Source organism: Streptomyces sp. H27-D2, from assembly GCF_035828615.1.
Lineage (GTDB): Bacteria > Actinomycetota > Actinomycetes > Streptomycetales > Streptomycetaceae > Streptomyces.
On the sequence record NZ_JAYMZR010000002.1, the window covers coordinates 1 to 24582 of the forward strand.

At 68.2% G+C, this 24582-nt stretch carries 24 protein-coding genes and 1 pseudogene; 17 read left to right on the forward strand and 8 right to left on the reverse strand.

Annotation, left to right across the window (positions count from 1 at the left end):
- Positions 1–378: 378 nt before the first annotated feature.
- Together QMK28_RS00845 and QMK28_RS00850 are read right to left on the reverse strand one after the other, a co-directional pair.
- Positions 379–1752 (reverse strand): ABC transporter permease, encoded by a 1374-nt coding sequence (locus tag QMK28_RS00845; RefSeq protein WP_326434972.1) that lies wholly within the window; start codon positions 1750–1752, stop codon positions 379–381.
- A 32-nt stretch (positions 1753–1784) separates the two neighbouring features.
- Positions 1785–2735, reverse strand: a complete 951-nt coding sequence (locus QMK28_RS00850) for an ABC transporter ATP-binding protein (protein WP_443050479.1) — start codon at positions 2733–2735, stop codon at positions 1785–1787.
- Positions 2736–3139: 404 nt separating this feature from the next.
- Between QMK28_RS00850 and QMK28_RS00855 the strand changes: the two genes are divergently transcribed.
- The 5 genes from QMK28_RS00855 to QMK28_RS00875 all read left to right on the forward strand — a co-directional run bounded on the left by QMK28_RS00855 (position 3140) and on the right by QMK28_RS00875 (position 10527).
- Positions 3140–4717 carry a pyridoxal phosphate-dependent decarboxylase family protein gene (locus tag QMK28_RS00855; RefSeq protein WP_443050480.1) on the forward strand — a complete coding sequence of 526 codons (1578 nt, stop codon included), beginning with the start codon at positions 3140–3142 and terminating at the stop codon, positions 4715–4717.
- A gap of 78 nt (positions 4718–4795) precedes the next feature.
- The gene (locus tag QMK28_RS00860) at positions 4796–6163 is read left to right on the forward strand and encodes a lysine N(6)-hydroxylase/L-ornithine N(5)-oxygenase family protein (RefSeq protein ID WP_326435122.1); all 1368 of its coding nucleotides are present in this window, start codon (positions 4796–4798) and stop codon (positions 6161–6163) included.
- Positions 6160–6810 carry a GNAT family N-acetyltransferase gene (locus QMK28_RS00865; RefSeq protein WP_443050481.1) on the forward strand — a complete coding sequence of 217 codons (651 nt, stop codon included), beginning with the start codon at positions 6160–6162 and terminating at the stop codon, positions 6808–6810. The genes QMK28_RS00860 and QMK28_RS00865 overlap by 4 nt, the downstream gene beginning before the upstream one ends.
- Positions 6807–8843 carry an IucA/IucC family protein gene (locus QMK28_RS00870; protein WP_326434973.1) on the forward strand — a complete coding sequence of 679 codons (2037 nt, stop codon included), beginning with the start codon at positions 6807–6809 and terminating at the stop codon, positions 8841–8843. The genes QMK28_RS00865 and QMK28_RS00870 overlap by 4 nt, the downstream gene beginning before the upstream one ends.
- A 154-nt stretch (positions 8844–8997) precedes the next feature.
- Positions 8998–10527 carry an MFS transporter gene (locus tag QMK28_RS00875; protein ID WP_443050482.1) on the forward strand — a complete coding sequence of 510 codons (1530 nt, stop codon included), beginning with the start codon at positions 8998–9000 and terminating at the stop codon, positions 10525–10527.
- A 90-nt stretch (positions 10528–10617) separates the two neighbouring features.
- On the opposite strand, the gene QMK28_RS00880 is transcribed toward QMK28_RS00875, so the two are convergent.
- Complete coding sequence (locus QMK28_RS00880; protein WP_326434974.1) at positions 10618–11208, reverse strand: HhH-GPD-type base excision DNA repair protein; 591 nt, start codon at positions 11206–11208, stop codon at positions 10618–10620.
- 190 nt (positions 11209–11398) lie between these two features.
- Between QMK28_RS00880 and QMK28_RS00885 the strand changes: the two are divergent.
- The 3 genes and pseudogenes from QMK28_RS00885 to QMK28_RS00895 form a co-directional block, all read left to right on the forward strand.
- Positions 11399–11553, forward strand: a pseudogene (locus tag QMK28_RS00885) (RNA polymerase subunit sigma-70); the annotation flags it as partial.
- Between the two features lie 130 nt (positions 11554–11683).
- A complete protein-coding gene (locus QMK28_RS00890) occupies positions 11684–12010 on the forward strand; it encodes a hypothetical protein (protein ID WP_326434975.1) in 327 nt (108 codons plus the stop codon).
- Positions 12011–12018: 8 nt separating this feature from the next.
- The gene (locus tag QMK28_RS00895; protein WP_326434976.1) at positions 12019–12492 is read left to right on the forward strand and encodes a hypothetical protein; all 474 of its coding nucleotides are present in this window, start codon (positions 12019–12021) and stop codon (positions 12490–12492) included.
- On the opposite strand, the gene QMK28_RS34125 is transcribed toward QMK28_RS00895, so the two are convergent.
- The 3 genes from QMK28_RS34125 to QMK28_RS00905 all read right to left on the reverse strand — a co-directional run bounded on the left by QMK28_RS34125 (position 12437) and on the right by QMK28_RS00905 (position 15975).
- Complete coding sequence (locus QMK28_RS34125) at positions 12437–12814, reverse strand: hypothetical protein (RefSeq protein ID WP_443050489.1); 378 nt, start codon at positions 12812–12814, stop codon at positions 12437–12439. The genes QMK28_RS00895 and QMK28_RS34125 overlap by 56 nt on opposite strands.
- 164 nt (positions 12815–12978) lie before the next feature.
- Positions 12979–14223 (reverse strand): plasmid pRiA4b ORF-3 family protein, encoded by a 1245-nt coding sequence (locus QMK28_RS00900; RefSeq protein ID WP_326434977.1) that lies wholly within the window; start codon positions 14221–14223, stop codon positions 12979–12981.
- A 72-nt stretch (positions 14224–14295) separates the two neighbouring features.
- The gene (locus QMK28_RS00905) at positions 14296–15975 is read right to left on the reverse strand and encodes an SWIM zinc finger family protein (protein WP_326434978.1); all 1680 of its coding nucleotides are present in this window, start codon (positions 15973–15975) and stop codon (positions 14296–14298) included.
- A 52-nt stretch (positions 15976–16027) separates the two neighbouring features.
- On the opposite strand from QMK28_RS00905, the gene QMK28_RS00910 reads away from it, so the two are divergent.
- From QMK28_RS00910 to QMK28_RS00945, 8 genes are all read left to right on the forward strand, one after another.
- Complete coding sequence (locus QMK28_RS00910) at positions 16028–16744, forward strand: hypothetical protein (RefSeq protein ID WP_326434979.1); 717 nt, start codon at positions 16028–16030, stop codon at positions 16742–16744.
- A 104-nt stretch (positions 16745–16848) separates the two neighbouring features.
- Positions 16849–17364 carry a hypothetical protein gene (locus QMK28_RS00915; RefSeq protein WP_326434980.1) on the forward strand — a complete coding sequence of 172 codons (516 nt, stop codon included), beginning with the start codon at positions 16849–16851 and terminating at the stop codon, positions 17362–17364.
- A 105-nt stretch (positions 17365–17469) separates the two neighbouring features.
- On the forward strand, positions 17470–17751 hold the full coding sequence (locus QMK28_RS00920) for a type II toxin-antitoxin system Phd/YefM family antitoxin (protein ID WP_326434981.1): 282 nt from the start codon (positions 17470–17472) through the stop codon (positions 17749–17751).
- Between the two features lie 4 nt (positions 17752–17755).
- Positions 17756–18034: a type II toxin-antitoxin system RelE family toxin gene (locus QMK28_RS00925; protein WP_326434982.1), complete on the forward strand. Its 279-nt coding sequence runs from the start codon at positions 17756–17758 to the stop codon at positions 18032–18034.
- Between the two features lie 649 nt (positions 18035–18683).
- Complete coding sequence (locus tag QMK28_RS00930) at positions 18684–19163, forward strand: hypothetical protein (RefSeq protein WP_326434983.1); 480 nt, start codon at positions 18684–18686, stop codon at positions 19161–19163.
- Complete coding sequence (locus tag QMK28_RS00935; RefSeq protein ID WP_326434984.1) at positions 19160–20656, forward strand: hypothetical protein; 1497 nt, start codon at positions 19160–19162, stop codon at positions 20654–20656. The genes QMK28_RS00930 and QMK28_RS00935 overlap by 4 nt, the downstream gene beginning before the upstream one ends.
- A gap of 288 nt (positions 20657–20944) precedes the next feature.
- A complete protein-coding gene (locus QMK28_RS00940; protein ID WP_326434985.1) occupies positions 20945–21391 on the forward strand; it encodes a winged helix-turn-helix domain-containing protein in 447 nt (148 codons plus the stop codon).
- 11 nt (positions 21392–21402) lie between these two features.
- Positions 21403–21972 carry an HD domain-containing protein gene (locus QMK28_RS00945; RefSeq protein ID WP_326434986.1) on the forward strand — a complete coding sequence of 190 codons (570 nt, stop codon included), beginning with the start codon at positions 21403–21405 and terminating at the stop codon, positions 21970–21972.
- On the opposite strand, the gene QMK28_RS00950 is transcribed toward QMK28_RS00945, so the two are convergent.
- Together QMK28_RS00950 and QMK28_RS00955 are read right to left on the reverse strand one after the other, a co-directional pair.
- Entirely contained in the window at positions 21960–22433 is a 474-nt protein-coding gene (locus QMK28_RS00950) for an NUDIX hydrolase (RefSeq protein WP_326434987.1), read from the reverse strand. The genes QMK28_RS00945 and QMK28_RS00950 overlap by 13 nt on opposite strands.
- Positions 22430–23200: a helix-turn-helix domain-containing protein gene (locus tag QMK28_RS00955; protein ID WP_326434988.1), complete on the reverse strand. Its 771-nt coding sequence runs from the start codon at positions 23198–23200 to the stop codon at positions 22430–22432. The genes QMK28_RS00950 and QMK28_RS00955 overlap by 4 nt, the downstream gene beginning before the upstream one ends.
- Before the next feature lie 593 nt (positions 23201–23793).
- On the opposite strand from QMK28_RS00955, the gene QMK28_RS00960 reads away from it, so the two are divergent.
- Positions 23794–24570: a DUF4097 family beta strand repeat-containing protein gene (locus QMK28_RS00960; protein ID WP_326434989.1), complete on the forward strand. Its 777-nt coding sequence runs from the start codon at positions 23794–23796 to the stop codon at positions 24568–24570.
- Positions 24571–24582 lie beyond the last annotated feature (12 nt).

Here is a 24582-nt window from a genome sequence, read left to right on the forward strand (position 1 = left end):
GATGTCCTTCATTCGCACCTTGCGCGTCGTCCGCCGGCAGACCACCAGCCAGGCGGGCTTTTCCCCCCTCCCGGCTCACCCGGGCGCTGACGCGGACCCTGCGTGAGATCACCGAACGTCTCCTGGAGCCACGACGGCCACGCTCCAACCCGCGAGTGATCAAACGCAAAATGTCCAACTGGGCACTCAAACGCGCCGAACACAGCAACCCGCCACGCACCGACACCCCCGTCGTCACCCTCGTCAAGCCCACCAAAACAGCCCCGGCCTCACGAACAAAGCCCTAAAACACCGGTATTGCCCGTAGCCCGCCACACCGTCACGCCCGCCACACCGTCACGCCCGCCACACCGTTACGCCCGCCACACCGTCACGCCCTCACGCCGTCGGAGCCACCGTCTCGACGGCCGCGGTTCGCAGCGTGCGCCGGGCGGTGCCGATCGCCGAGGCCAGGGTGGCGAGGACGGCGACCGCCACCACGCCCAGCCAGAGGCCGAGCCCGGTGTCCGGCAGCACCTCGTCCGTACGGGCGATGGTGTACGGCACGACGGTGACCGCGCCTGCCAGCGTCCCGAAGACGACACCGGCCAGCGCCAGCACGGCGCTCTCCAGGCCGACCATCCACAGCACCTGCTCCGGCGTCGTCCCGATCAGCCGGTGCTGTCCGAACTCGCGGCCGCGGTGCGTGGTCGCCGCGACCATGGTGTTGACCAGCATCATGCAGGCGAGGACCGCGACGATCCCGATGACGACGACGTTGAGCGTCTCGATGTTCCGGTCCGAGGCCGACTTCACGATGCCTTCGGCGGCGGCCGCTTCGCTCTCGACGCCGCAGGTCACCAGCGCGCCGGTGGCGACTCCGGTGAAGAGGATGACCGGCGTCAGCGCGTTGGCCGTGCGGTGGGCGCGGCGGCGTACGTTCCGTAGTGCGAGGTAGCCGCTCGCGCCCCCCAGCCTGGCGAGCGGGGCCGCGAGCTCCGCGATGACCGTACGGACCAGGAACGGGCCCATCAGGGCCAGTCCGATCGCGAACCAGAGGGATGCCTGGCCGGCCGTCTGCATCATCGTGTCCGAGGATTCGCCGTTCATCACGGTGGCGGTGACGGTGCCGTGGGCGAGCCCGACGGAGAGGCAGCCGCCCGCGGCGACCTTGCGCTCGCGGCTCATCCGGCCGTCGTCCCTGGCGGGGGAGGGCCGGAACGGGGTCCGGGTGCGGGTCGCGCGCCGGGCGGCGAGGGTGGCCGCGGCCAGCGCGGCGCCCAACGTGACACCGGCGCCCAAAGTGAGCGCGGTCGGCCCGAAGACGTACGGCACGGAGTCCGCCACCTGGCCGGAATCGACGAGCAGCCACAGCAGGGCGCGGCCGGCCGGCATGGCGGGGAGGACGGCGAGTGCGGCGGCGGCGACCGATACGACGGCGGCCTCGCCGACGATCATGCGGCCGATCTGGGCCCGGGTCGCGCCGAGGCTCTTGAGCAGGTCGATCTCGGAGCCGCGTCGCCGGACGGCGAGGGTGAGCGTGGCGGTCGCGCCGTACGCGACCGGTAACAGGCCCCAGCCGACGACCGCGGTGGCCGTCGCGGTCAGGGTCGCTTCGCTGGGCTCGGAGACGCCGGCCGCGGCGGCCGTGTCGAGCAGCGAGGCGAAGGCCATCAGGATGGTCGCGCCGAAGAACATCATCAGGAAGCTCGTTGTGAAGGCGCCCGCGCGTGTGCGCAGCGAACGCGTCGCCAGTCCGAACACCGGTTGCATTCCCGCCTCCGCGCTGAGTCGATTACGGCTGATCAGGCGGCTTGTGCGTGGCGGAGCTGCTGGGACTGCTTGGTCTGTTTGGCCTGTTGGGGCATTTGGGGCTGTCGGGCCTGCTGGGACTTCTCGCTCGGGCGCGGGCTCGATCCGGGGCTCGTCCGCTGGTACGGGTTCGGGTACGAGCTCGGGGCCAGGTCCTGGCTCAGGTTCGCGTTCCGGTTCGCGTTCCGGCTCGTCCGGCCGGTCAGCCGCTCGGCCGCAATGCTCGCGGCCGGCACGGGGGGCTCGTCGACGATCCGGCCGTCGGCCAGCACCAGCACCGAGTCCGCGTACGAGGCGGCGGCCGGGTCGTCCGTGACCATCACCACGGTCAGTCCGTGGACGTGCACGGCCTCCTGGAGCAGCGTGAGCACCTCGTGCGTGCTCCGGCTGTCGAGCGCGCCGGTCGGCTCGTCCGCGAAGATCACGCCGGGGCCGGTGAGGAGCGCGCGGGCGATGGCCACGCGCTGCTGCTCCGCGCCGGTCAACTCGGCGGGCATGTGGTCGATCCGCTCACCGAGACCGGCCTGGATCAGCACCTCTTCGCAGCGGGCCCGGTCCACCGGCCGGCCCGCGAGCCGCAGCGGCAGCGCCACGTTCTCCCGGACGCTGAGCATCGGCAGCAGGTTGAACTGCTGGAAGAGGAAGCCGGTCCGCTGCCGGCGGAAGGCCGCCAGCTCGCTCTCGCTACGGCCGGCCAGGTCGGCGCCGTCCACGACCACCCGGCCCTGCGTCGGCCGGTCGAGGCCCGCCGCGCACTGGAGCAGCGTGCTCTTGCCGGAGCCGGACGGGCCCGTCACTGCGGTGAAGGAGCCGGCCGGCAGGCTGAGCGTCACGCCGTCGAGGGCGGTGACCGCGGTGTCGCCGCTGCCGTATGTCTTGCTCACCGAGACAAGCCGCAGCGCTTCGGTGGACCGGCCGGTGCTCGTGTCGTCACGTCGCAACATGGTCTTCGCTCCCTCGTGGCGCGGCGCCCGCTGCGCCGTTGGTGAAGACGTTACGCAGGACGCGGGCGGGCTTCGATGGACGCAGATGGTCAATGGGGGTGTAGCTGAGTCCCCCCACTTGAGTGCCGGGGGCGGTGCGTTCAGTCTCTGCCGGCCGCTGTCGGTCTCTGCCGGGCTCTGTGCGCGGCCACTTGAGGGCTGGGCCCCCACCCGTACCACTGCTCGTACCGCACCTCCTGCGACCCCCAGGCCCCGGCGGCAATGAGTTAGGTTAGGCTTACCTAACTAACGGGATCCGGCGAGTCCCGCACACGCCCCCACCCCAGCACACGCCGCATGTCACGGCACAACCGGACGGCACAACCGGACGGCACAACCGGACGGCACGACCGGGAGGACAGACAGTGAGTTTCCGAGCGCACCCCACGGCGTCTTCATACGCGAGCGGCCCGCACGCGGCTACGGGCAGCAGGTCGCATCTGCTCAATGACGAGACGGTGGAGCACTACCGGAAGTCGCTGACCGACGGCATTGAGCGGGTCGCGGCCAAACTCACCCAGACCGAGAGGCCGTTCACCGGGATCACCCCGGACCGGCTGGCCCCGGAGATCTCCGCGATCGACCTGGACGAGCCGCTGGGAGACCCGGGCGCCGCCCTGGACGAGCTGGAAACCGTCTACCTCCGCGACGCCGTCTACTTCCACCACCCGCGCTACCTCGCGCACCTCAACTGCCCGGTGGTGATCCCCGCCGTCCTGGGCGAAGCGATCCTCTCGGCCGTCAACTCCTCGCTGGACACCTGGGACCAGAGCGCAGGCGGCACCCTGATCGAGCGCCGGCTGATCGACTGGACGACCGAGCGCATCGGCCTCGGCGCGGACGCGGACGGCATCTTCACCAGCGGCGGCACCCAGTCCAACCTGCAAGCCCTGCTGCTGGCCCGCGACGAGGCGTGCCGGCTCGAACAGGCCGAGCAGAGCGAGCGGAGCGGCTTCGACGCCCCCGTGAGCAAGACGGAGATCATCCCCCGGCTGCGCATCCTCGCCTCGGAGTGCAGCCACTTCAGCATCACCAAATCGGCGACGCTGCTCGGGCTCGGCGCGGACTCCGTCATCCCGGTGCCCTGCGACCGGAACAAGCGGATGCACACCGTCGCGCTGGCCCGCGAACTCGACCGCTGCCGGCAGGACGGCCTGCTGGTGATGGCCGTCGTCGCCACCGCCGGGACGACCGACTTCGGCAGCATCGACCCGCTCCCCGAGATCGCCGACCTCTGCGAGCGCGCCGGAACCTGGCTGCACGTCGACGCCGCGTACGGCTGCGGCCTGCTCGTCTCCCGCCGCCGGGAGCTGCTCGACGGGATCGAGCGCGCGGACTCGGTGACCGTGGACTACCACAAGTCCTTCTTCCAGCCGGTCAGTTCCAGCGCCCTGCTGGTCCGCGACCGCTCGACCCTGCGGCATGTGACCTATTACGCGGACTACCTCAACCCGGCCCGCAGCGTCGCGGAGCGCATCCCGAACCAGGTCGACAAATCCATCCAGACCACCCGGCGCTTCGACGCGCTCAAGCTCTGGATGACGCTGCGCATCATGGGCGCGGACGCGATCGGCGAACTCTTCGACGACGTGGTGGACCGGGCGGCCGACGGCTGGAAGCTGCTGAACGACGACCCGCGCTTCGAGGTCGTCACCGAGCCGCAGCTCAGCACGCTGGTGTTCCGCTACGTCCCCCCGGCGGGCGTGAGCCCCGCGCTGACCGACCGGGTCAACCGGCACGCGCGGCAGGCGCTGGCCGCGTCCGGCGAAGCCGTGGTGGCCGGCACGGTCGTCGACGGCCGGCACTACCTGAAGTTCACCCTGCTCAACCCGCGGACCTCGCTGAGCGACATCGCCGCCGTCCTCGACCTGCTCGCCGATCACGCCGGCGGCTATCTGGCCGAGCACGCCGTCCCGGAGATCAGCCGCTACCTCGCCGGCTGACGGGCGGGCCGTCGGCGACGACGGCCCCCGCACCGGCTCACCCCACACCCCACCACGGGAGACGTCTTGCCCACCCCCATGTCCGGGACCTTGTCCGCGACCTCGTCCGCCGCCGCGTCCGCTCCGGCTGCCCCCCTCGACTTCATCGGCATCGGACTCGGCCCCTTCAACCTCGGCCTCGCCTGCCTGACCGAGCCGATCGGCGAGCTGAACGGCCTGTTCCTGGAGACCAAGCCGGACTTCGACTGGCACTCCGGAATGCTGCTGGAGAGCAGCACGCTCCAGACCCCGTTCATTTCCGACCTGGTCAGCCTGGCCGACCCCACGTCGCCGTTCTCGTTCCTGAACTACCTCAAGGAGTCCGGGCGGCTCTACTCGTTCTACATCCGGGAGAACTTCTATCCCCTGCGGACCGAGTACAACGACTACTGCCGCTGGGCCGCCGCCCAGCTCGACACCGTCCGCTTCGGCCATCGGGTCACCTCCGTGGAGTACGACGAGCAGGCCCCGGACGGCGGCGTGTACCTCGTGCACGCCGAGCGGCTCGCGACCGGCGAGCGGCTGACCTTCCGAGCGAAACGCCTCGTGCTCGGGACGGGGACGCCGCCGTACATACCCGGCCCGTGCGCCGGCCTCGGCGGCGATTTCATCCACAACTCCCGCTACCTCGACAACAAATCCACGCTTCAGGCGAAGGACAGCATCACGGTCGTCGGCAGCGGCCAGAGCGCGGCCGAGATCTATTACGACCTGCTCCAGGACATCGACGTGTACGGATACGAGCTGAACTGGGTCACCCGCTCGCCCCGCTTCTTCCCGCTCGAATACACCAAGCTCACGCTGGAGATGACGTCCCCGGAGTACGTGGACTACTTCCACGCGCTGCCCGGCGCGACCCGCGACCGGCTGGTCTCCTCGCAGAAGAACCTCTACAAGGGCATCAACTCGGAGCTGGTCGACGCGATCTTCGACCTGCTCTACATCAAGAACCAGCGGGGCCCGAGCCGCACCCGACTGATCACCAACACGGCCTTGAACAGCGCGGATCACGAAGCCACGACCGGCACGTACACGCTGGGCCTGCGGCAGGAGGAGCAGGAGCAGGACTTCGACCTCACCACGCGGGGCCTGGTCCTCGCGACCGGCTACCGCTACCGGGTGCCGGACTTCCTGGACCCGATCGCCGATCGCGTCGTGCTGGACGAGCAGGGCCGCTTCGCGGTCGGCCGTAACTACAGCGTCGACACCACCGGGAATGGCATCTTCCTCCAGAACTCCGCGGTGCACACGCACAGCGTCACCGCCCCCGACCTGGGCATGGGCGCGTACCGCAACTCGTGGATCATCCGCGAGCTGCTGGGCCGCGAGCATTATCCGGTCGAGAAGGCCATCGCCTTCCAGGAGTTCGGGGCGCCGGCCGGGGCACGGGCAGCGGGTGCCGCATGAGGGGCGCGTCGACTGCGGCGGAGCGCGCGTCGGCGGAGCGCACGCCGGAGCGCGTGTCGCCGGTCGTCTTCACCCGTGCCGACGAGCGGCTCGGCGAGTTCGCCGTACGGCCCGTCGACCCGGACGCCGACATCGCGTTGCTGCACGGCTGGCTGACCCACCCGAAATCCGCGTTCTGGCTCATGCAGGACGCCGGGACGGCGGACGTCGAGACGGAATACCGGCGCATCGCCGCCGACCCGCACCACGAGGCGTTCGTCGGGCTGCACGAGGGCCGTCCCGCGTTCCTCGTGGAGCGCTACGACCCCGCCTACGTCGAGCTGGTCGGCCTCTACCAGCCGCAGGACGGGGACGTCGGCATGCACTTCCTGTGCGCGCCGACCGACACGCCCCTGCACGGCTTCACCCGCGCTGTGATCGGCACCGTCATGGACCTGCTCTTCGCCGACCCGGCGACCCGGCGCGTCGTGGTGGAGCCCGACGTGTCCAACACGGCGGTGCACGCCCTCAACGCGGCTGTGGGCTTCGAGATCGTCACCGGCATCGCGAAGCCGGAGAAGGACGCGTACCTGAGCGTGTGCACCCGGCAGCGGTACCTGGCCCACCAGCACGGAGACGGCCGCAGCGGCCAAGGAGTAACCCGATGAGCATCAGCACGAACGGCATGAACGGCACTACCGGCACGAACGGCACGGCTGGCAGCACCGGCACGACCAGCACCAAGGCCACAGTGCGCAGCGCCGCCCCACGGACCGCACCCGTCGGGCGGGCGACACCGCCCGCAGCCTTCCCCCTCCACGCGCCCGCTCCCGCCGCGTCCGGATCGGTCCGTACGGCCTCGCCCGGCGATGTGGTCGCGCACCTCACCCCCGAGCGCTGGGCGCGCGCCAACCGGCTGCTGGTCCGTAAAGCCCTGGCCGAGTTCGCGCACGAGCGCCTGTTCACCCCCGAGAAACTGCCGTCCGGCGGCTACGCGGTCACAAGCGACGACAAGAGCGTCGAGTACCGTTTCTCGGCCCGGGTGCTGGCGCTGGATCACTGGCAGATCGATGTGGACAGCATCACCCGGCACCGGGACGGCGTGGAAGTCGCGCTCGACGCGCTGGACCTGATCATCGAACTGCGCCGCACCCTGTGCATGGGGGAGCGGAATCTGCCGCTCTACCTGGAGGAGATCAGCTCCACCCTGGCCGGCGCCGCGTACAAACTGGCCCAGCCCCCGGTCAGCGCGGCCGAGCTGTCCCGGTCCGGGTTCCAGGCGATCGAGACGGGGATGACCGAGGGCCACCCGTGCTTCGTCGCGAACAACGGGCGGATCGGGTTCGACGCGGCCGAGTACCACGCGTACGCCCCGGAGGCCGGCGCGCCCGTACAGCTGATCTGGCTGGCCGCGCGCCGCGACCGCGCCACCTTCTCGGCCTCCGCCGACCTCGACTACGACCGGCTCATCGACTCCGAGCTGGGCCCGGACACCCTCGGCAGGTTCTCCGCCACGCTGGCGGAACTCGGGCTGCGGCTCGACGACTTCCTGCTCATCCCCGTCCACCCCTGGCAGTGGTGGAACAAGCTCTCGGTGACCTTCGCGGCCGAGGTCGCCCAGCGCAACCTCGTATGCCTCGGCCAGGGGGACGACGCGTACCTGGCGCAGCAGTCGATCCGTACGTTCTTCAATACGAGCGACCCGTCGAAGCACTATGTGAAGACCGCGCTGTCGGTACTGAACATGGGCTTCATGCGCGGCCTGTCCGCCGAGTACATGAAGGCGACCCCCGCCATCAACGACTGGGTCGCCGGGCTGGTCGGCACGGACGAGGTGCTGAAGAAATCGGGCCTCGGCATCATCCGCGAGTGCGCCGCCGTCGGCTACCACCACCAGCAGTACGAGGCCGCGACCACCAAGGACTCCCCGTACCGCAAAATGCTGGCCGCGCTCTGGCGGGAGAGCCCGGTCCCGATGCTGGAGCCGGGCCAGCGGCTGGCGACCATGGCCTCGCTGCTGCACACCGACCGCGACGGCGGCTCCTTCGCGGCCGCGCTCATCGCGGAGTCCGGCCTCGCGCCCGAGGTGTGGCTGCGCCGCTACCTAGACGTCTACCTGACGCCGTTGCTGCACTGTTTCTACGCGTACGACCTCGTCTTCATGCCGCACGGCGAGAACGTCATCCTGGTGATCGAGGACGGCGTCCCGCTGCGGGCCGTCTTCAAGGACATCGCCGAGGAGATCGCGGTGATGGACCCGGAGGCGGTGCTGCCGCCGGCGGTCGAGCGGATTCGGGTGGCGGTGCCCGAGGAGCTGAAGACGCTGTCGATCTTCACGGATGTCTTCGACTGCTTCTTCCGCTTCTTGAACGGGATTCTCAGCGGGGACGGTGGACCGGGGGAGGACGGAGCCGGGACCGGTGGAGAAGCCGGGGCCGGTGCGGGGCGCGTCGTCCTGAGCGAGGAGACCTTCTGGGCGACGGTCGCCGCGTGCGTCGCCGACTATCAGGCGTCCGCACCGCAGCTGGCGGACCGGTTCGAGCAGTACGACCTGTTCACCGAGCGCTTCTCGCTGTCCTGCCTGAACCGGCTGCAACTGCGCAACAACGAGCAGATGATCGACCTCCAGGACCCGGCGGGGGCGCTCCAGTTCGTCGGGACGCTGGAGAACCCGATCGCGCGGTTCGCTCGGCGGGGGTGACGGCGCGGGGGCGGCGGCGCGGGTGATGGCGCGGGTGATGGCGCAGGGGCGGGCCGAAGCGGCCTCGCACGCCTGCTGTCCCCTGCGGGAACCCGCCCCCACCCCCTATCCCTGGAACCCCACCCTCCCCCCCCACAGGATTCACGGAGCCCCCATGCCATCCGTGGCCGCCGAAGCCACTCCCACGCCCACGCCCACGCCCACCCTCAGCAGCGGGATGAGGCACCCGACCCGGTGGCTGATCCTCGGCGTGGTCTGTCTCGCGCAGCTCACCGTGCTGCTCGACAACACCATCCTCAGCGTCGCGATCCCCTCCCTGACGACGGAGTTGGGCGCGAGCACCTCCGACATCCAGTGGATGATCAACGCCTATTCGCTCGTGCAGTCCGGCCTGCTGCTCACCGCCGGCAACGCGGCCGACCGCTACGGGCGCAAGCTGATGCTCACCGCGGGCCTCGCCCTCTTCGGCCTCGGCTCGGTCGCCGCGTCCCTCTCGCAGAGCCCCGCCCAACTGATCGCAGCCCGCGCCGGAATGGGCATCGGCGGGGCGCTGCTGATGACCACCACGCTCGCGGTCGTCGTCCAGGTCTTCGACGACTCCGAACGCGCCAAGGCCATCGGCATCTGGAGCACGGTCAACTCGCTCGGCTTCGCCGCCGGTCCGCTGATCGGCGGCCTGATCCTCGACCACTTCTGGTGGGGCGCGATCTTCCTGATCAACGTCCCGGTGGTGCTGATCGGCCTCGCGGCGGCCATCGGCCTCGTACCGGAGTCCAAGACGTCCAGCGCGCCCCCGGACCTGCTCGGCGCGCTGCTGTCCACGGTCGGCATGGTCGGGGTGGTGTACGCGATCATCTCCGGCCCCGAACACGGCTGGCTCTCCGGACAGGTGCTGCTCTCCGGCGCCGTCGGGCTGGCGGTGCTGGCCGGCTTCGCCGTATGGGAGCGGCATGTCCCGCACCCCATGCTGGACATGCACTTCTTCCGCAACCGCCGCTTCATCGGCGCCCTGGGCGGCGCCATCCTCGTCGCCTTCGGCATGGGCGGCTCGCTGTTCCTGCTCACCCAGCACCTGCAATTCGTGCTGGGCTACGGCCCGCTGAGCGCCGGGCTGCACACGGCCCCGCTCGCGCTGACCGTCGTCCTGGTCAACTTCACCGGGCTCGGCCCGCGCCTGCTGCGGGCGCTCGGCACCCCGCTCACCATCGGCTGCGGCATGACCACCCTGGCGGCCGGCCTCGTGGCGGTCGCCGTGCTCGGCGCCGGCGGCTACAGCGGCATGCTCGTGGGCCTGATCCTGATGGGCGTCGGCGTCGCCCTCGCGATGCCGACGATGGCCAACGCGATCATGTCGGCGATCCCGCCGGAGAAGGCGGGCGTCGGCGCGGGCATCAACGGCACCCTGGCGGAATTCGGCAACGGCCTGGGCGTAGCCGTACTGGGCGCGGTTCTGGGCTCCCGCTTCGCCTCCCTGCTCCCCGGAGCCCTCGCGGGCGCCGCCTCCCTCCCGGCGGCCCTGGCCGCGTCCCCCACCGCCGCGGACCGCGCGGCCGTCACGGACGCCTTCGCCTCCGGCGTGGAGAGCGGCCAACTGGTCGGCGCGGCGGCGGTCTTCCTCGGCGGCTGGGTCGCGGCGATGCTGCTGCGCAGGGCGGAGCGGGGGGAGGGGGCGCTCGCGGGGTGAGTACGAGCCGCGCTCGCGGCTCCGGCGCACGGCCTGCGGGCGCGCGTACGGGGCGTGCGTACGGGCTCGTACGCCCCTCGCCCCCGCCGGTCAGCGCCCCGGCGCCGACTTCTTGGCGGCCCGTTTCGCTTCCTTCTTGAAGGCGCGGACTTCGGCGAGCGACTCGGGTCCCGTGATGTCGGCCGCCGAGCGGTGTGAGCCCGCATCGCCGTAGGCCCCGGCCGCCTCGCGCCAGCCCTGCGGCCGTACCCCGAGCTGCTTGCCGAGCAGCGCCAGGAAGATCTGGGCCTTCTGCTTCCCGAAACCGGGGAGCGCGTTCAGCCGTTCCAGCAGCTCCTTGCCGCTGGAGACATCCCGCCACACCGCGGTCGCGTCCCCGTCGTAGTGCTCGACCAGGTACTGGCAGAGCTGCTGCACGCGCTTGGCCATGGCCCCCGGATAGCGGTGCACGGCGGGCTTGGCCGAGAGCAGCGCCACGAACGCGTCGGGGTCGTAGACGGCGATCTCCGCGGCGTCGAGATCGTCACGGCCCAGCCGCTGGGCGATGGTGTACGGGCCGGAGAACGCCCACTCCATGGGGACCTGCTGGTCCAGCAGCATGCCGACCAGGTCCGCCAGCCGACTGCGGCCGAGCAACTCATCGGCTTCCGGTTGCTGGGCCAGGTGAATCGTGGGGTGCATGCGTCGATGATCCCGTTGATGCGGGGGCTCCGCATACCGCGGGGGAGCGGGGATGGGCCGCGTGGCGTAGGGGACGGCCGACCTCAGCTCTCCGGACCGGACCGGACCGGACCGGACCGGACCGGACCGGACCGGACCGGACCGGACCGGACCGGACCGGACCGGACCGGACCGGACTGGACTGGACTGGACTGGACCGGCGCTGCTCGTGGTGCTCGTGGTGCTCGAAACGCCGGCCCCCGCCGAGCGGCTCGCGTTCGTGCTGCACGACATGTTCGCCGTGCCCTTCGACGAGATCGCCCCATCGTGGAGCGCACTCCGGCCGCGATGCGCCAGCTCGCGAGCCCGACCCCCGGGAGAACTCATTCGCCTTCGCCGGGACGCCTCCACGGCCCAGGGCCATGGCGGCTCAGTCGTCGGCGGCTGCCAGGAGGAATGCCTGGCAGGGTCGTAATACGCGTCATACACTTCTGGTATGCCTAAGACGAGGATCAGCATCAGCCTGGACAGTGATCATGCCGAGCGCATCCGGACTCACGCAGAGCGGGCCGGTATGGATGTTTCCGCTTTTCTCGTCAACGCCGCGACACGGCAGATGGCCGAGGCGGAGGCGGCCGAAGCACAGTTCGCCCGACTTGACGCGGTGATTGCGGCAGCCGAGGCGGAGGCCGCCGCACTGCCACCGCTGCCTGAAGTCGCCGACGACGACCTCACGGAGCAGGAGCGGCGCGAGGTGCGGGAGGCCATGGAGCTGATCTATGGCGCCGACGGTCCCGCCAGCCGCTCAGGTAACGCCGGGTGACTGCCCGGGTGCCGGTCTACGACACCGGCATGCTGATCGCGCTCGCGGATCGCAAGGCGAAGGCCGTGCGTCTGCACGCCGGCCTCCGGGACACGCCGCATCGGGCGCTCGTGCTCGGACCGGTACTGGCCCAAGTCTGGCGGCCCAGCCCTGCCACGGTGCACGCCTTGGCCGGGGTGCTGAAGGACTGCACGGTCCCGCAGGCTCGTACTTCGGCCCCGGCTATGCGCCCCGCCAGCATGGGGCAGACAGCCTGCATCATGTGCGCCGCCGGCCCGGGCATGACCGAATGGCAGCGCATCGGCAGCGCCCTCGGCACGGCAGAGCTGCCCCCGAAGAAGCGTCCGGACGCGGTGGATGCCCTGGTGGCTCTGACGGCGGCCCGGCATGGCAGTGCTGTGGTCTTCACCAGCGATCCGGCCGACCTCAACGCATATCTGAAGGCATTGGACGCCCAGGACGTGCACGTGGTGCAGATCTGAGGAGCCCGTCAGCGGTCGTGGCGGGCGGGTGCGGAGGAACGCAGAAGGCCCCGGCCGGTTTCCCGGTCTGGGCCTTCGACCGCCACGGTGTCCCGCTACGGAAGCCACGGCACGTTGCTGAGGATCTCGCAGCGGGCGGCAGTGTTGGTGCAGGCTTCGCCGTCGCAGCCGTCGCAGCCGTCGCAGCCGTCGCAGCCGTCGCAGCCGTCGCAGCCGTCGGGGAGCCGAGGCCGCCGTCGATCTGGTCGTTACCGAACCCGCCGGCCAGGGTGTCATCTCCGTCCAGTCCGCAGGTCAGGGTGGGCCCCGGCTGCGATCTCACAGATGAGGCGGTCGCCGCACTGACCAAGGAAGAGGCAGTGGCCCGGCTTCAACAGTATTGGACCGACGGCACGTAAACGATGGCCGCGACGAGCGGCGTCACGGCACGTGTCCACTGCGGAAGGGCGGTGCCGCAGAGCCCGTTTACGGCGAGATGGCTGTCCTTCATGGCATCGTGAGGTGCAGCAGCCGCGCGTTGGCCTCATCCGGGGTGAAGCGGTCAGGGGTGAATCCGGCGGCGGACCGCAGGCCGAGCCAGGCCAGCATGGTGTCGTGTTCCTCGTGCTCCGAATCGGTGAGGATCTGTTTGAGATCGCCGTAGCCGGGGGCGCCTCCGCAGTCCTCGGGTGGGCACGCCCCAGTGCCGTCCACGCAGTGCGGATAGCTGAGCCCGGCTTCGGCCGTCAGAGGCTGTTCCACGGTGATGCGGTGTTCCCAGGAGTCCCCGAAGTCGTACGTGTACACGCAGCGGTCGCCCGGCTTGAGGAGCGCGGCCAGGGTAGCGGTGCGCTCGTCGCGAAAGCCGAGTTCGGAGTGGGGTTGGCCGTACTGGACACCATCGATGGTGAATTCGTGCATGTGGCAGTTCTGCCAGCCCATCGAGGCCTGGATCACGGAGTGAAGCCGGTCGAGGCGGGTCGCGGCCGGCACCATCAGGCGCCGCCATACCAGGGGTTCGTCCACGTCGGCCAGCTCGACGAGGATCCGCAGCACCGGGTCTCCGGGGCTGGGCTCGCCAAGCATCCGGGCCATCTCGTTACGGCCGGCGGCGGTCAGTTCGACGGTGTTCTCGGTGAGGTGGACGGTCGCCAGGGAGGCCAGGGCCTTCAGGACCCGTTGGACGTCGTGGTCGTTGGCTACGTGCAGATGCTTGAGGCGATCAGGGGGCAGGTCGTCGAGCACGTACAGCGGGCTGATCGCCTGCCACACCACCTCGTAAAGGTCGCTGAGCGGCACCGGCACCGTGGCCGCGTAGAGGCGGTGCAGCAACGTCCGCAGCCCCCGGTGGTACTCGTGCGAGAACAGCGACTCCAGCCAGCCGGAGACCGTCACGGCCTGCCCGATGTGCGGCAGCGCGGCGAACAGTGCGCCACGCAGCTCGTCGGGGCGGTCCAGCAGCTTGGCGTTCTTCTTCACCGGCAGCAGACGCCCGCCCGCGGTCCGCAGCAGTCGCGCTGCCTTGGCCCACTCGACCAGCAGTGTGAGGTGGTACAGCTCTTCGCTGGACTTCGTCTTGAACGTACGGTCCCCGATCACCGGGTCCATCCGGTCGCCGGTGTCCAGAACGTCCAGCAGCGCCCGTGCGTCGGCGAGCATCACGCGGCCGGTCTGGGTCAGCCTGCGGCCCGCGCCGACCCAGCCGACCAGTTCCCGCACTTGCCCCACGGTCCTGCCCATTGTCTCAACCACGCTGACCTACTCGTTCCGTTTCGTGTCCTGCGTCGCCCAGGCCCAGGATGGCAGCACTGGAGGCGGAACGGCTCACAGCCCGTGCTGGTCGAGGATTTTCATCAGGTTGCGCTTGCGCTTCTGGCCGGCGCGCAGGGCGGCGAGGTACCCGGCGAACTCCTCCTGGGTGCCCAGTTTCTCGTGGCAGGTGCGGGCGCCGAGCAGCAGCCGGGCCAGCTGTTGGTAGTTGCCGTCGCCGGCGACCTGCTTCAACGGTTCGGCCAGGCGCAGGTAGACGCCGAGCGCGTCGGCCGGGCGACTGTCCTTCACCCGGTCGGCCAAAGTGAGCCACTGCCTGTCGTCGGCCCGGTCGGCGGCGGCCTCCCAGGCCGCATCGGGATCACCGTCGTCGAGCAGTGCATCGACCAGCACAGGGCCTCCGCCCCAGCCCTGCCGTTGCCGCGCCGCGTCGGAGCGCAACAGTCCGAGCGCGGCCTCGCGCTCGGACTCCCAGCAGCCGACAGTACGGGCCACCGTCCGCAGGTTCTGATAGGCGGCGAGCGAGCGGTCGGCCCGGAGACGGCCGCGACGGACCGTGACCGCCTCGGCCGCCCTTCCCGACCGTTCGTACCGGGCGCAGACCCAGTCCATCAGACGGCTGTCCACGTGGACGCTGCCCTCGGTGTCCTTCAGCCCGCGCTCGGCCCAGGCCAGGGCCTCGGCCTCGCGTCCGGCCGCGTCCAGTTCGAGGGCGATCCGCAGGTGGGTGGCACCGTTCGGGGCGAGGTCCGCCGCGCACACGGCGACCAGCGCGTCCACATCTCCTTCCGCCTTCTCCAGGCGTTCCATCAGGTATTTTTCCGCCCAGCCGGACGGCTTGCGCTGCCATGCCTCGGTGGCCAGCTCCCGTACCTGGGCCAGCCCCCGCTCACCGAGAACCTCGCGGTAGTCGACCGGGTCGGCGTCCGTCGCGTCGTTGTCGTTGCCGAGTTGGTGCCCGACCAGCCACCGCGCTGTCTCCTCCGGGTCAGGGCGGGCCACCCGGCAGGCATCCAGATGGGCCGCCATGAGATCGGCCGCGACCGAGCCGACATATCCCGAGGAGTCGTCGATCTGCTCGTACGCCTCACCCAGCAGCCGGATCGCCCACCGGGCCAGGCCGACCGCCTCAGCCGCCTGCCCGCTCGCGGTCAGCGATTCGATCGCCGCCACCGCCTCCCCCGCCTGCTCCCCATAGGCGCGGGAATCCGCGTAGTCGACGTACCCGTGACGGGAGAACCGGCCGGTGGCGAGCAAATCCGCGATACGGTCGCGGACTGCGGCGATGTCGGAGACCGCGGTCGCGGCCCGCAGTTCCAGGCGACGGCGCAAGTCGCGGTCGTCGGCGAGCTGTTGGCGTAGCAGCGCCAGCAGCGCGTCACGGTCCAGTGACTCCAGCCAGGATTCCAGGTTGCCGGCGCGAGCCGCGGCAGCGGTTCGCTGTCGCGGGATGAGGTCCGCCTGCCGCAGCACCACCAGCCCCACCGCCACACAGTGCTTGCAGAAGTTGCCCTCCAGGCCATACGGGCAGTCGCACTCACCGGACACGCCGTCGTCCCCGTCGTCGGTGATCTCGACCTCGTAGGCGTCCCCGCCGTGCACGGTGGCGGTGAACCAGCCGTCCCCCACCTCCAGTCCTGTCACCGCGTCGACATAGCCCAGGCCCCGCTCGAAGGAGCGTGCCCCGGCCGATTCCCGCAGATCATTCTCACCGAAACCCATCGCGTGCGTCATGTGACCATTCAAGCGGATGCGGGTGACGACACCGAGGTGGCAAACTGTGACGGTGACGATGCGCGATGAGGAACTGCTAGCCAGGGTCCGGGAGATGAGGGAGCGTGGCAGCGCTCCCAAACAGATCGCGAAGGCGCTGGGGTTGCGTCCCGCACAGGCCGCCGTGCTGGTGAGGCAGGCCGCCGAGGCGGCACAGGCGCACATCGCTCCCGATGAGCGGCTGGTGGTGGGCTGCTGGGTCAACGCGGGCTGGAGCGCGGGGCTGGGCATGGCCGGCGCCACGGACTGGGCAGCGGCCGACCCGCTCGGCCAGGACCCGGACACCGGAGGCTTCGCCCAGGTGCTGCTGGCCCGCCAGGAGCGTGCCAGCAAGGTGACCGTCACCGGGTTCCTGGTGGACGTGTACTGCCTGGGGGTCAAGAACGTCACCGGCCCCGAGATGATGGGGTCCGGCTCCCTGACCACCTACGTACCGACGTACTACTCGGCTTTTGGCCACCCGCCGCTGTCGATCGGCGTGGAGCAGGCACAGCGGATCGTGCACGGCACGGTCGCCTACGCGCGCTCCCTGGGCTTCGAGCCCGCGGCCGGCTTCGCCGATGCCGCCGTGCACCTGGGTACCCCGCCCGAAGGCCTGCCGGCCATCGGCTTCGGCAGGGACGGCAAACCCTTCTACTTCTCCGGCCCCTACGACGACCCGCGCAAGGTGATCCAGACCCTGGAGCGCACCTGCGGCCCGGACAACTACCACTACTTCACCCACCTGTAGGACCGGGACGCGAGCAGTGACACCGGTCGAACAGCAGCAGGAGCCCACCGACGCTCCACAGGTCCGGCACACCGAGCACGAGGCACAGGCCAATCTGCTGGCCGGTGCTACGCCTGTGCGCCACGGGCAAACTACGGTGCAGCGAGAAGACCCGCCGCCCCGGCGCCGCCACGGTCGAGGCAGTCGCAGGCGTCCTGGACATCGGTGACTTCTACCCGCACGAAGCCATCGCCGCCTTCGCCTGGCCGATGCTGCTCCAGGCAGGCGGCCTCACCCAGCTCACCAACGGCCGGCTGGCGCTGACCCCGCGCGGAAATGCCGCGCTGACCCGGCCACCGCACCTGACGATCGCCCAGCTGTGGCAGCGCTGTCTGAACAACAGCCTGCTGGACGAATTCTCCCGCGTCGAGGAGATCAAGGGCCAGCGCGCGGCGAACGTCCTGACCGCCTCCGAACCGCGCCGCAAAATCGTCGGCCAGGCCCTGACCGGCCTCACCCCCCGGCGCATGGATCTCTGTCGATGCCCTGTTCACCGAGATGCGCGCGTCCGGCCTCGACCCCGCTGTCCACCGCAGCGAGCGCGCCCTGTGGAGGCTGCTCACGGATGCGGGGGTGCGTGACGGGCGGCTGCATGATGATCCGCCTCATCCCCGGGCTCCGGCGGACGGATCCAAGGCCAACCAGCTGGAAGTCCCACGTAGATGTACGTCTGCTACATTTATTACATGAGTGAGCCGGTGATTGCATCCATGGCTGAAGTCCGCAGCCACCTTGCGGACGTCCTCGATCGAGCCCGTCGGGACGAGACCCCGACGATCATTACTCGGCGCGGTAAGCAGGAGGCTGTGGTGATCGACATCCTCGAATATCGGCGCCTGAGTCAGCTGGCGGAGCAGGCCGAAGAGTCCTGGCTCAACCGGTTGGCCGACGAGGCGGAATCCGAAGGCTCCGAAGGATCGGTCTCGCTCGAAGAGATGGCCGCCCTGCTCCGCACCAACCACGCCTGATCCCGTGGGGTACGTCACGCGGTTCACCCCGCACGCCCAGCGGGACATGCTCAAGATTCCCCGTATCGACGCTATGCGGATCCTTTATCGCCTCACGGAACTGCAGAAGGGGTTGGATGAGGGGGACACCGCGGCCTTCGACATCAAACCCCTCCGAGGGCACAGCTCGCGGTGGCGTCTCAGAGTCGGGGACTGCCGCGTCGTGTACACGGTCGAGGACGGTCAACTGATCGTGTGGGTCATGACCGTCGGCAATCGCCGCGACGTCTATCGCAACCTGTAGCGCTGCGCCGACACTCGATGTACGGGTACCCGGCCGGATCCGTTACTCCATCTTGGTTTGGGTCCTGGCACAGCTTCGGATCTACCTCGTGACCCAGATCCGTCAGGGCGTGGAGACGGGAATCGGGCCGGGACAACGTTGAAGGCCCCGGCCAGCGGACTGGTCGGGGCCTTCAACGTATTGCCCGGTGAGGCAAAGGCGGAGGATACGAGATTCGAACTCGTGAGGGGTTGCCCCCAACACGCTTTCCAAGTCTGTTGATGCAGGTCAGGGCCTCATTCGCAAGCGTCCGCCTGCGTTCAGGGCCGTTCTGGGGCTGTGCAAGGGCCCCTTGTGCTTACGCCCGTGAACACAAGCGGACTGGGGTGAATGAGACGTAAACTGAGACGGAGCCACGCTCGTCCACCCCGGCCTAGCGTGCGGGACCCGCAGGGTCGCAAGGGAGGGCCCAGCGATGTAACGTCGCGAGCCCGGAGTGTGACCAACAGCCTGCCAAGTGCTGGTTCTCGCACGTAGGGTCTACCTCATGCCAGGAGAACAGCTACACGAGGTCGGCGCAGATGGCGCCAGACGGGCGAAAGAGTGGCTCGAGGCCACGACTCGCGTCAAGGCATCGTGGACGAACATGGATCCTAAGTGGAGCCGACGCATGACGTTCCAGTGGCCGGCTGGGAAGCAGACCGAGTTCTCTCTAGATCTCGGTGGCCTCCTCTGTGGTGATGAGTTCGACAACGACATCTTCATGGCGGAGTGCAAGAAGTACTCCACGCCTGCGGATCAGGGAACTCATTACCTGAGCTACCTTGCCAAGTGCTACGTGATGCTTTCGCAGCAGCCTGAAGCTGCCGAGCATTTCATGTGGATCACCTGGTGTCCGTTCAACGTGAACGACTGGAACAAGCTTCTCACCGAGGGATGGGTCGCCCGCGCGGTAGAGAAGCACGGCAAGGATATCTTTGGGGACGTTACGTCCGAAGAAGCGGAGTCGTTCACCGACCCGGAAGTAGTGAAAAAGGTTGCAGAGCGACTCTGGATGATCGTACTTTCAGATAAGCAAGAAGCGCTGGTGATTACGCGCGAGCATCGTGCGCTTATCCAGCACCACGAAGTGATGGGGGGTGTCCGGTGACCGCATCCTACTTTTCCAACGCCTTGATTGCAGCGTTCGAAGCACCCGACCCAAGGGACGCTGTCGATCGGATCAAGGATGTAGTCGCCCGCGAACTCGAGGAGACCGATTCGCGCGCCATTATTAAGAAGACAGAATTCTTTAATCACAGTTTCGCTCCGGACCTTGTGCTGAGTTGGCCCGGCGAAAATAAACGATTTGTATTCTTGAAGTCGGACACGCGTCCAGACGTGCTACGCGAGGACGTTGACGCCGTTCGCAAGCATAATCCAATCGTATTCGCGCTCGATCGGATGGAGGGCTATTCGGCAACCAGAGGGCGAAGTCTCGAAGCGCCGCAACCAAAAGGCGATGACACTTTGGTTGCTGACTCGCGTGGAATGGAAGTCCTAATCAAGAGCCGCCACGAAGACCCGGTGGTTGCTCTCGCGTCGAGCGCGGTACTCCAAGGGGGGCGTGGACTTCTCACTGAGGTCGAGGCCCAAGCGATGGCTTCCAGCATCTCCGCAGGTTTCAGTGGTGCACAGAATCTTGATGCCGAGTCAACAGGCGATGCTGTGGCTCGGATCATGGGGCATTTTGACACCCGCCGAACCTCAAGATTGCTCCGCTTTCTAAGCGCTGTATGGGTCGGGTCGGGAGGATCGCCGACTAATTTCCCTGGCGAACAAGATGTAGCGGGCGACTTGGATAGCGCTGCGCTTGAGTTTCTGCTGAACCTGCCACCAATTGAAGATTCTGAATTCTGGCGCCGAATCGGTAGATCTCTAGCGTTGGATTCGATTGCGCGGCTAAACCTGAAGCGCAACTCCGAGAATCTTCAGTTCCTAGTCGAATCTAACCTCGATGCCCTATATGCAAGGGCTTGCCGGATTGTGAGGCGGGATCCCGAGCTCGGAGACGAGGATGCTAGTTCCTTCAGATGGATTCTTGACAGAGGAATGCTATGCCTCAAGGGGCCTCGTAGCGCCGCATACTTCGCAAGTAGAGTAGACGACTTGAAACTCGAAGTAGATAGCGGGGACGGCATCACGCTACAAGAGCTCCTTAGGCGGGCCGAATCGCACGGAGTCCCAATTAGTGAACTAGAGCTGGCAACGCCTACCAGAACGGTATCGTACGCCACCGTTAATAGAGACGATGTCTCTCACGACGAGGAGCTATTGGAGCTCTCGCGAACTTTTAGCTCGACAGCGCTCGTCCAAAGCGCAGTTGCTACGCTGATGGGCTCGCGTCCGCTGGTTTGTGACTTCCTGACGCGAACAGGTAAGGGTCGGACTACGTCCAAATTCCCTCTCGGTGTACTGGCGCCTGTGGCTTTGTCACTCCTAACGGATCTGTCTGCGAGAGAACAGGAGAAGCTTCAAGATGCAGTCCGCCTATACCTGCCTCAACAAACCCCAGGGTTGTTTGAGGTTGAAGATTTGGAGAGAGGTGAAGAAATTATGCGCCTGTCTGGAGGTTCGGACGAATCAGGCAGTTGGTTCTTGTGAGCAGTAATTGAGTAAGGCGCAAATTCATATTTTCTCCAAACTGCGCCCGAGTCGGATGTCTCGTATTGCCGTGGCCGATGGCGCAGGTCGGGAGCGTATGGCTGAACGTCTGCCCGCGTGGTGGCCGTCAATGGCTGCATCACACACGGCCCTTGACGGCCAACGTAGGAGCGGCGTGTGAGAGACAGCTGTCTCACCGGATGTGACCCTGAGGAGTGGGCTGACCCCACCGTGGGTGGCCGTGGGACCCTTGGCAGCGAGCGACGATGCGACGTGAGAGGAGCTGAAGTGTCTGAGGCCAGCCCGCGCGGAACCTATCTGGTCATCTCGGAGGCGCTGCGGAAGGGAGTCGAGGAGGGGGAGTTCGTTGATGCCCTCCCGTCGGAAGCTGATCTTGTGCGCTCGCGCGGAGTCTCCCGCAACACGATCCGTCGCGCTCTCAAAGCGCTTGAAGCCGAGGGCGTGCTTGAGTCAGCGCCGGGGGTCGGATGGCGGGTTGCCCGAGGCGGCGACCGCCGTTCCCTTGTGGAGCGGATGACTGATGTGATCGCGGAAGATTCACTGACGGTGGGAGACACATATCCGTCCGAGGCGAAACTCTGCGAGCGCTTCGGCGTCTCCCGCACTGCCGTGCGCCATGCCATTGCCCAGATGGAGGGGACCGGCTTGCTCACCACTGTCCACGGCAAGGGGCGCACAGTACGCGCCCTCCCGACTCCTACCGTCCGGCCGTAGCCTTGGCCGCCATGGGACTGAATGAGTGGGCGTACTCGCTCTCCGAATCGCTGTTGTCCGATCCGCTGCCGCGCCGGTGGGCGCACTCCCTCGGGGTGGCCAAGCGCGCTCGTTCCCTTGGCCCGATCCTGAGCGACGATGCGGAGTTGCTGGAAGCAGCCGCAGTGCTGCACGACATCGGATACTCCCCGAGCATCGCGACCACCGGCTTTCACCCGCTGGACGGGGCCCGGTTCCTCCGCGATCAGGAAGGGGCGGATGAACGGGTGGTCCGCCTCGTGGCCCATCATTCCTGCGCTCTCTTGGAGGCTGAAGAACGAGGGCTCAGGCAGGAGCTGGAGAGCGAGTTCGAGCTAGAGCGTCCCGACCTCGTTGACGCGCTGCTGTTCTGCGACATGACGACCACCCCAGACGGGACGCACACCACGCCGGCCGAACGGCTGGGCGAGATCGTGCAGCGGTACGGGCCCGACACGATCGTCGGTCGCTTCATTCAACGTGCGGCGCCCGAGATCTACGCAGCCGCGGAACGGGTTGAGAACCGTCTGGCCAAGGTGCCCACCGGAGATCAGCCGATGTAGGGCTCATGGCGCGAACCGTCCAGGCCGTGCTCGATGCGCAGCCGCATGGACGGGTGAATGTTCAGGCTGTCGAGGTCCGCTGGATCAATCCAGCGGACCTCTTTGGACTCGCTGCTTGTACGCAGAGATCCGCCGGTCGGGTGGGCGCGGAAGCAGATGGAGAACTGCTGTCGCACCTCCCCGTCATCGTACGCCAGCACATGCTCAGGATTGGTGTAGAGTCCCACGATGCTGTCGATCTCGACAGCGATCCCCGTTTCCTCTTCCACCTCCCGCACGACCGTGTCACCGACGCTCTCGCCGATGTCGTGGCCGCCCCCAGGGAGTGCCCACAGGTCGTTGTCGGTCTTGTGGATGATCAGCAGCCGTCCGGCGTCGTCACAGACGACCGCCGTGACCGAGGGGACTACTGAGTTGGCCTTGGGCGCGTTGGGGTCGCGGAAGTAGTCGATTCGGCTCATGTGTGGAGACCTCCGCAATCGGCAGGTGATGCGATGGGCCTGCCCGCCTCCCAGACCCGTTCGATGCTCTCAGCGTACGCATCGAACAGTTCGCCCCCCGGCACGCGCTGGATGTGCAGGACAGGGGCCATGTACGCCCCGACCCCGTACAGGTGGCCGTTGGCCAGCATCTCGTCATCGGCCCGGTAGATCGAGTTGTAGAGGGTTGTGTCATGGAGCCGGAACTCGACTCCGGGCAGTCCGAAGAGCGAGCCATAGTTGACGAGGGCGTTCCGAATCTTGCTCGCCAGCGCCGGACCGATCCCCTCGTCTGCGCCGCGTACCGCCACGGCGGGACTGTCTGGGGCTCCGAGCATGAAGCGAATGGGGACGCCGGCCGCTGACTTCTCCTTCACCACCCGGTGGAACGCAGGGTCCTCAGTGAGCCAGAAGCCCGAGTACACGAGCACGTCGAAGTGCTCCCGCGCTTGCGCGTAGAGCTGTGGCCACAACCGGTTCGGCACGACAGAACGGTGTGGGTACAGCTTGATCAGCTCAGCGTTCCCAGCCTCCGTGACCTCGGCTGATGTCCGCTCCTCCGACCACAGGTAGGACACCTCGCATTGCAGGAGCGAGGCAGCGGCGTACTGGAAGCGACGGTAGGGCTTGCGCTTCGGATCACCGATCCAGCGCTCAACCGTCTTTGCCGACACCCCCAAGCGTGCGCCCACTTGATCGAGCGTCATGCCGCTCTCGACGATCGCGCCTCGAAGCCTCTCGTTGGCCATGTCGTGCTCTCCCCCGGCTAGGACGACTTGGGACGACTTCACCGTAGCGAAGTCGTCCACAGGTCGCACATGCGCGGAGTCGATCGTCTTCGCTGCTGAGGCCAAGCTGTAGGCACATCGACAGCGCGGGACTCGCAGAGCCAAACAGCCGAAGGGCTTGACGGAGCGAATCTCTCTCTGCATGATGAGGAACACGTAATACATGTTCCTCATCCCGACAGTGCCCGTCTGAACCGGCGGAGCCGAGTGAAACCGCAGCACCCAGCATCAATGCACGACAAAAGGGGCCCCGGACAGATGGGGCCGAGGGCACCCGGGTCCTTTGCATTAACCGGAGGGCACAGACCGAAAGGTCACGTCTCTGCCTAGAACAGGCCATGGCGGCTCTACCTCATACGGGAGCCGCAGTCCTGAAGGAGACACACACGCACGTCTTGCAAGACCGCTTGAACAGTCACTTGCCGCCCGACGGGTGCGGGCCGGGTTCGACTCCGGCCGTACTCGCGGCGCGGTCTTCTCACCCGGGGCGGTCGCCTCTCGCCATAGACCGCGACCGTCCCGGTTCTCCGTCCCTTCGTACAAGGAGATCCGCCATGACTGAGCGCGCCTTCGTTTCCCGTTCCACCGGCCCCGTCGTGCTGGGGCTGAGCCTGCCGGTCGGCGGCATCCGCGTGCAGGTCCTGGACAGCCTCACCGCTGCCCGGGTGCTGCTGCGGACCGCCGACAGTTCCGGCCCGGCCGCCGACGCGGTCGAGGGGGCCCGTATCACCGAGAACGGCCAGACCATCGCGGTCGAGGTCCCCGAGATGGTGGGGGACGTGATGGTGCGGAGCGTCCGGGGCCACCGGATCACGCAGAGCATGGGCACCGTGTACGGGTCGGTCACCGGCATGACGATCGTCAACGGCCGCGTCGTCTCCGGTGGCGGGCTCGGCACGCTGAACACGGTCAGCCCGATCGAAGCCGTGGTCAGCCTGCCGGCCCACTCCTCGCTCGCGGTCGTCTCCACCTCCGCCGACGCCCGCGTGAACGGTGAAGTCGACCGGATGGAGTTCCGCTCCACCTCCGGGGACCTGCAAGCCGACGGCGTCCGGAGCTTGAGCGCGTCCTCCACCTCCGGTGACCTCGTGGTCCGGCGGGTGGCCGGGCAGATGACGGCCCGCTCGGTGTCCGGCGACATCGCCGTCGACCTGTACAGCGGCACGTACGCGGAGCTGAACACCACTTCCGGCGACGTGAACGTGCACGCCACCTCCGCGGCGTCCGGCACCCTCCGGGCCGAAACCGTCTCCGGCGACGTACGGGTGAGCGGCGGCAGCGCCCTGAAGGTGAGCGCGCACAGCGTCAGCGGCGACGTCCGCACCCGCTGACCGCCCCGCTTC

What these genes read in the sequence shown, in the direction of transcription:
- QMK28_RS00845 (WP_326434972.1), bottom strand. Translation starts at nt 1,752, where the DNA reads ATGCAACCGGTGTTCGGACTGGCGACGCGTTCGCTGCGCACACGCGCG.
- QMK28_RS00850 (WP_443050479.1), bottom strand. Translation starts at nt 2,735, where the DNA reads ATGTTGCGACGTGACGACACGAGCACCGGCCGGTCCACCGAAGCGCTG.
- QMK28_RS00860 (WP_326435122.1), top strand. Translation starts at nt 4,796, where the DNA reads ATGTCCGGGACCTTGTCCGCGACCTCGTCCGCCGCCGCGTCCGCTCCG.
- QMK28_RS00865 (WP_443050481.1), top strand. Translation starts at nt 6,160, where the DNA reads ATGAGGGGCGCGTCGACTGCGGCGGAGCGCGCGTCGGCGGAGCGCACG.
- QMK28_RS00870 (WP_326434973.1), top strand. Translation starts at nt 6,807, where the DNA reads ATGAGCATCAGCACGAACGGCATGAACGGCACTACCGGCACGAACGGC.
- QMK28_RS00875 (WP_443050482.1), top strand. Translation starts at nt 8,998, where the DNA reads ATGCCATCCGTGGCCGCCGAAGCCACTCCCACGCCCACGCCCACGCCC.
- QMK28_RS00880 (WP_326434974.1), bottom strand. Translation starts at nt 11,208, where the DNA reads ATGCACCCCACGATTCACCTGGCCCAGCAACCGGAAGCCGATGAGTTG.
- QMK28_RS00890 (WP_326434975.1), top strand. Translation starts at nt 11,684, where the DNA reads ATGCCTAAGACGAGGATCAGCATCAGCCTGGACAGTGATCATGCCGAG.
- QMK28_RS00905 (WP_326434978.1), bottom strand. Translation starts at nt 15,975, where the DNA reads ATGACGCACGCGATGGGTTTCGGTGAGAATGATCTGCGGGAATCGGCC.
- QMK28_RS00920 (WP_326434981.1), top strand. Translation starts at nt 17,470, where the DNA reads ATGAGTGAGCCGGTGATTGCATCCATGGCTGAAGTCCGCAGCCACCTT.
- QMK28_RS00930 (WP_326434983.1), top strand. Translation starts at nt 18,684, where the DNA reads ATGACGTTCCAGTGGCCGGCTGGGAAGCAGACCGAGTTCTCTCTAGAT.
- QMK28_RS00945 (WP_326434986.1), top strand. Translation starts at nt 21,403, where the DNA reads ATGGGACTGAATGAGTGGGCGTACTCGCTCTCCGAATCGCTGTTGTCC.
- QMK28_RS00950 (WP_326434987.1), bottom strand. Translation starts at nt 22,433, where the DNA reads ATGAGCCGAATCGACTACTTCCGCGACCCCAACGCGCCCAAGGCCAAC.
- QMK28_RS00955 (WP_326434988.1), bottom strand. Translation starts at nt 23,200, where the DNA reads ATGGCCAACGAGAGGCTTCGAGGCGCGATCGTCGAGAGCGGCATGACG.
- QMK28_RS00960 (WP_326434989.1), top strand. Translation starts at nt 23,794, where the DNA reads ATGACTGAGCGCGCCTTCGTTTCCCGTTCCACCGGCCCCGTCGTGCTG.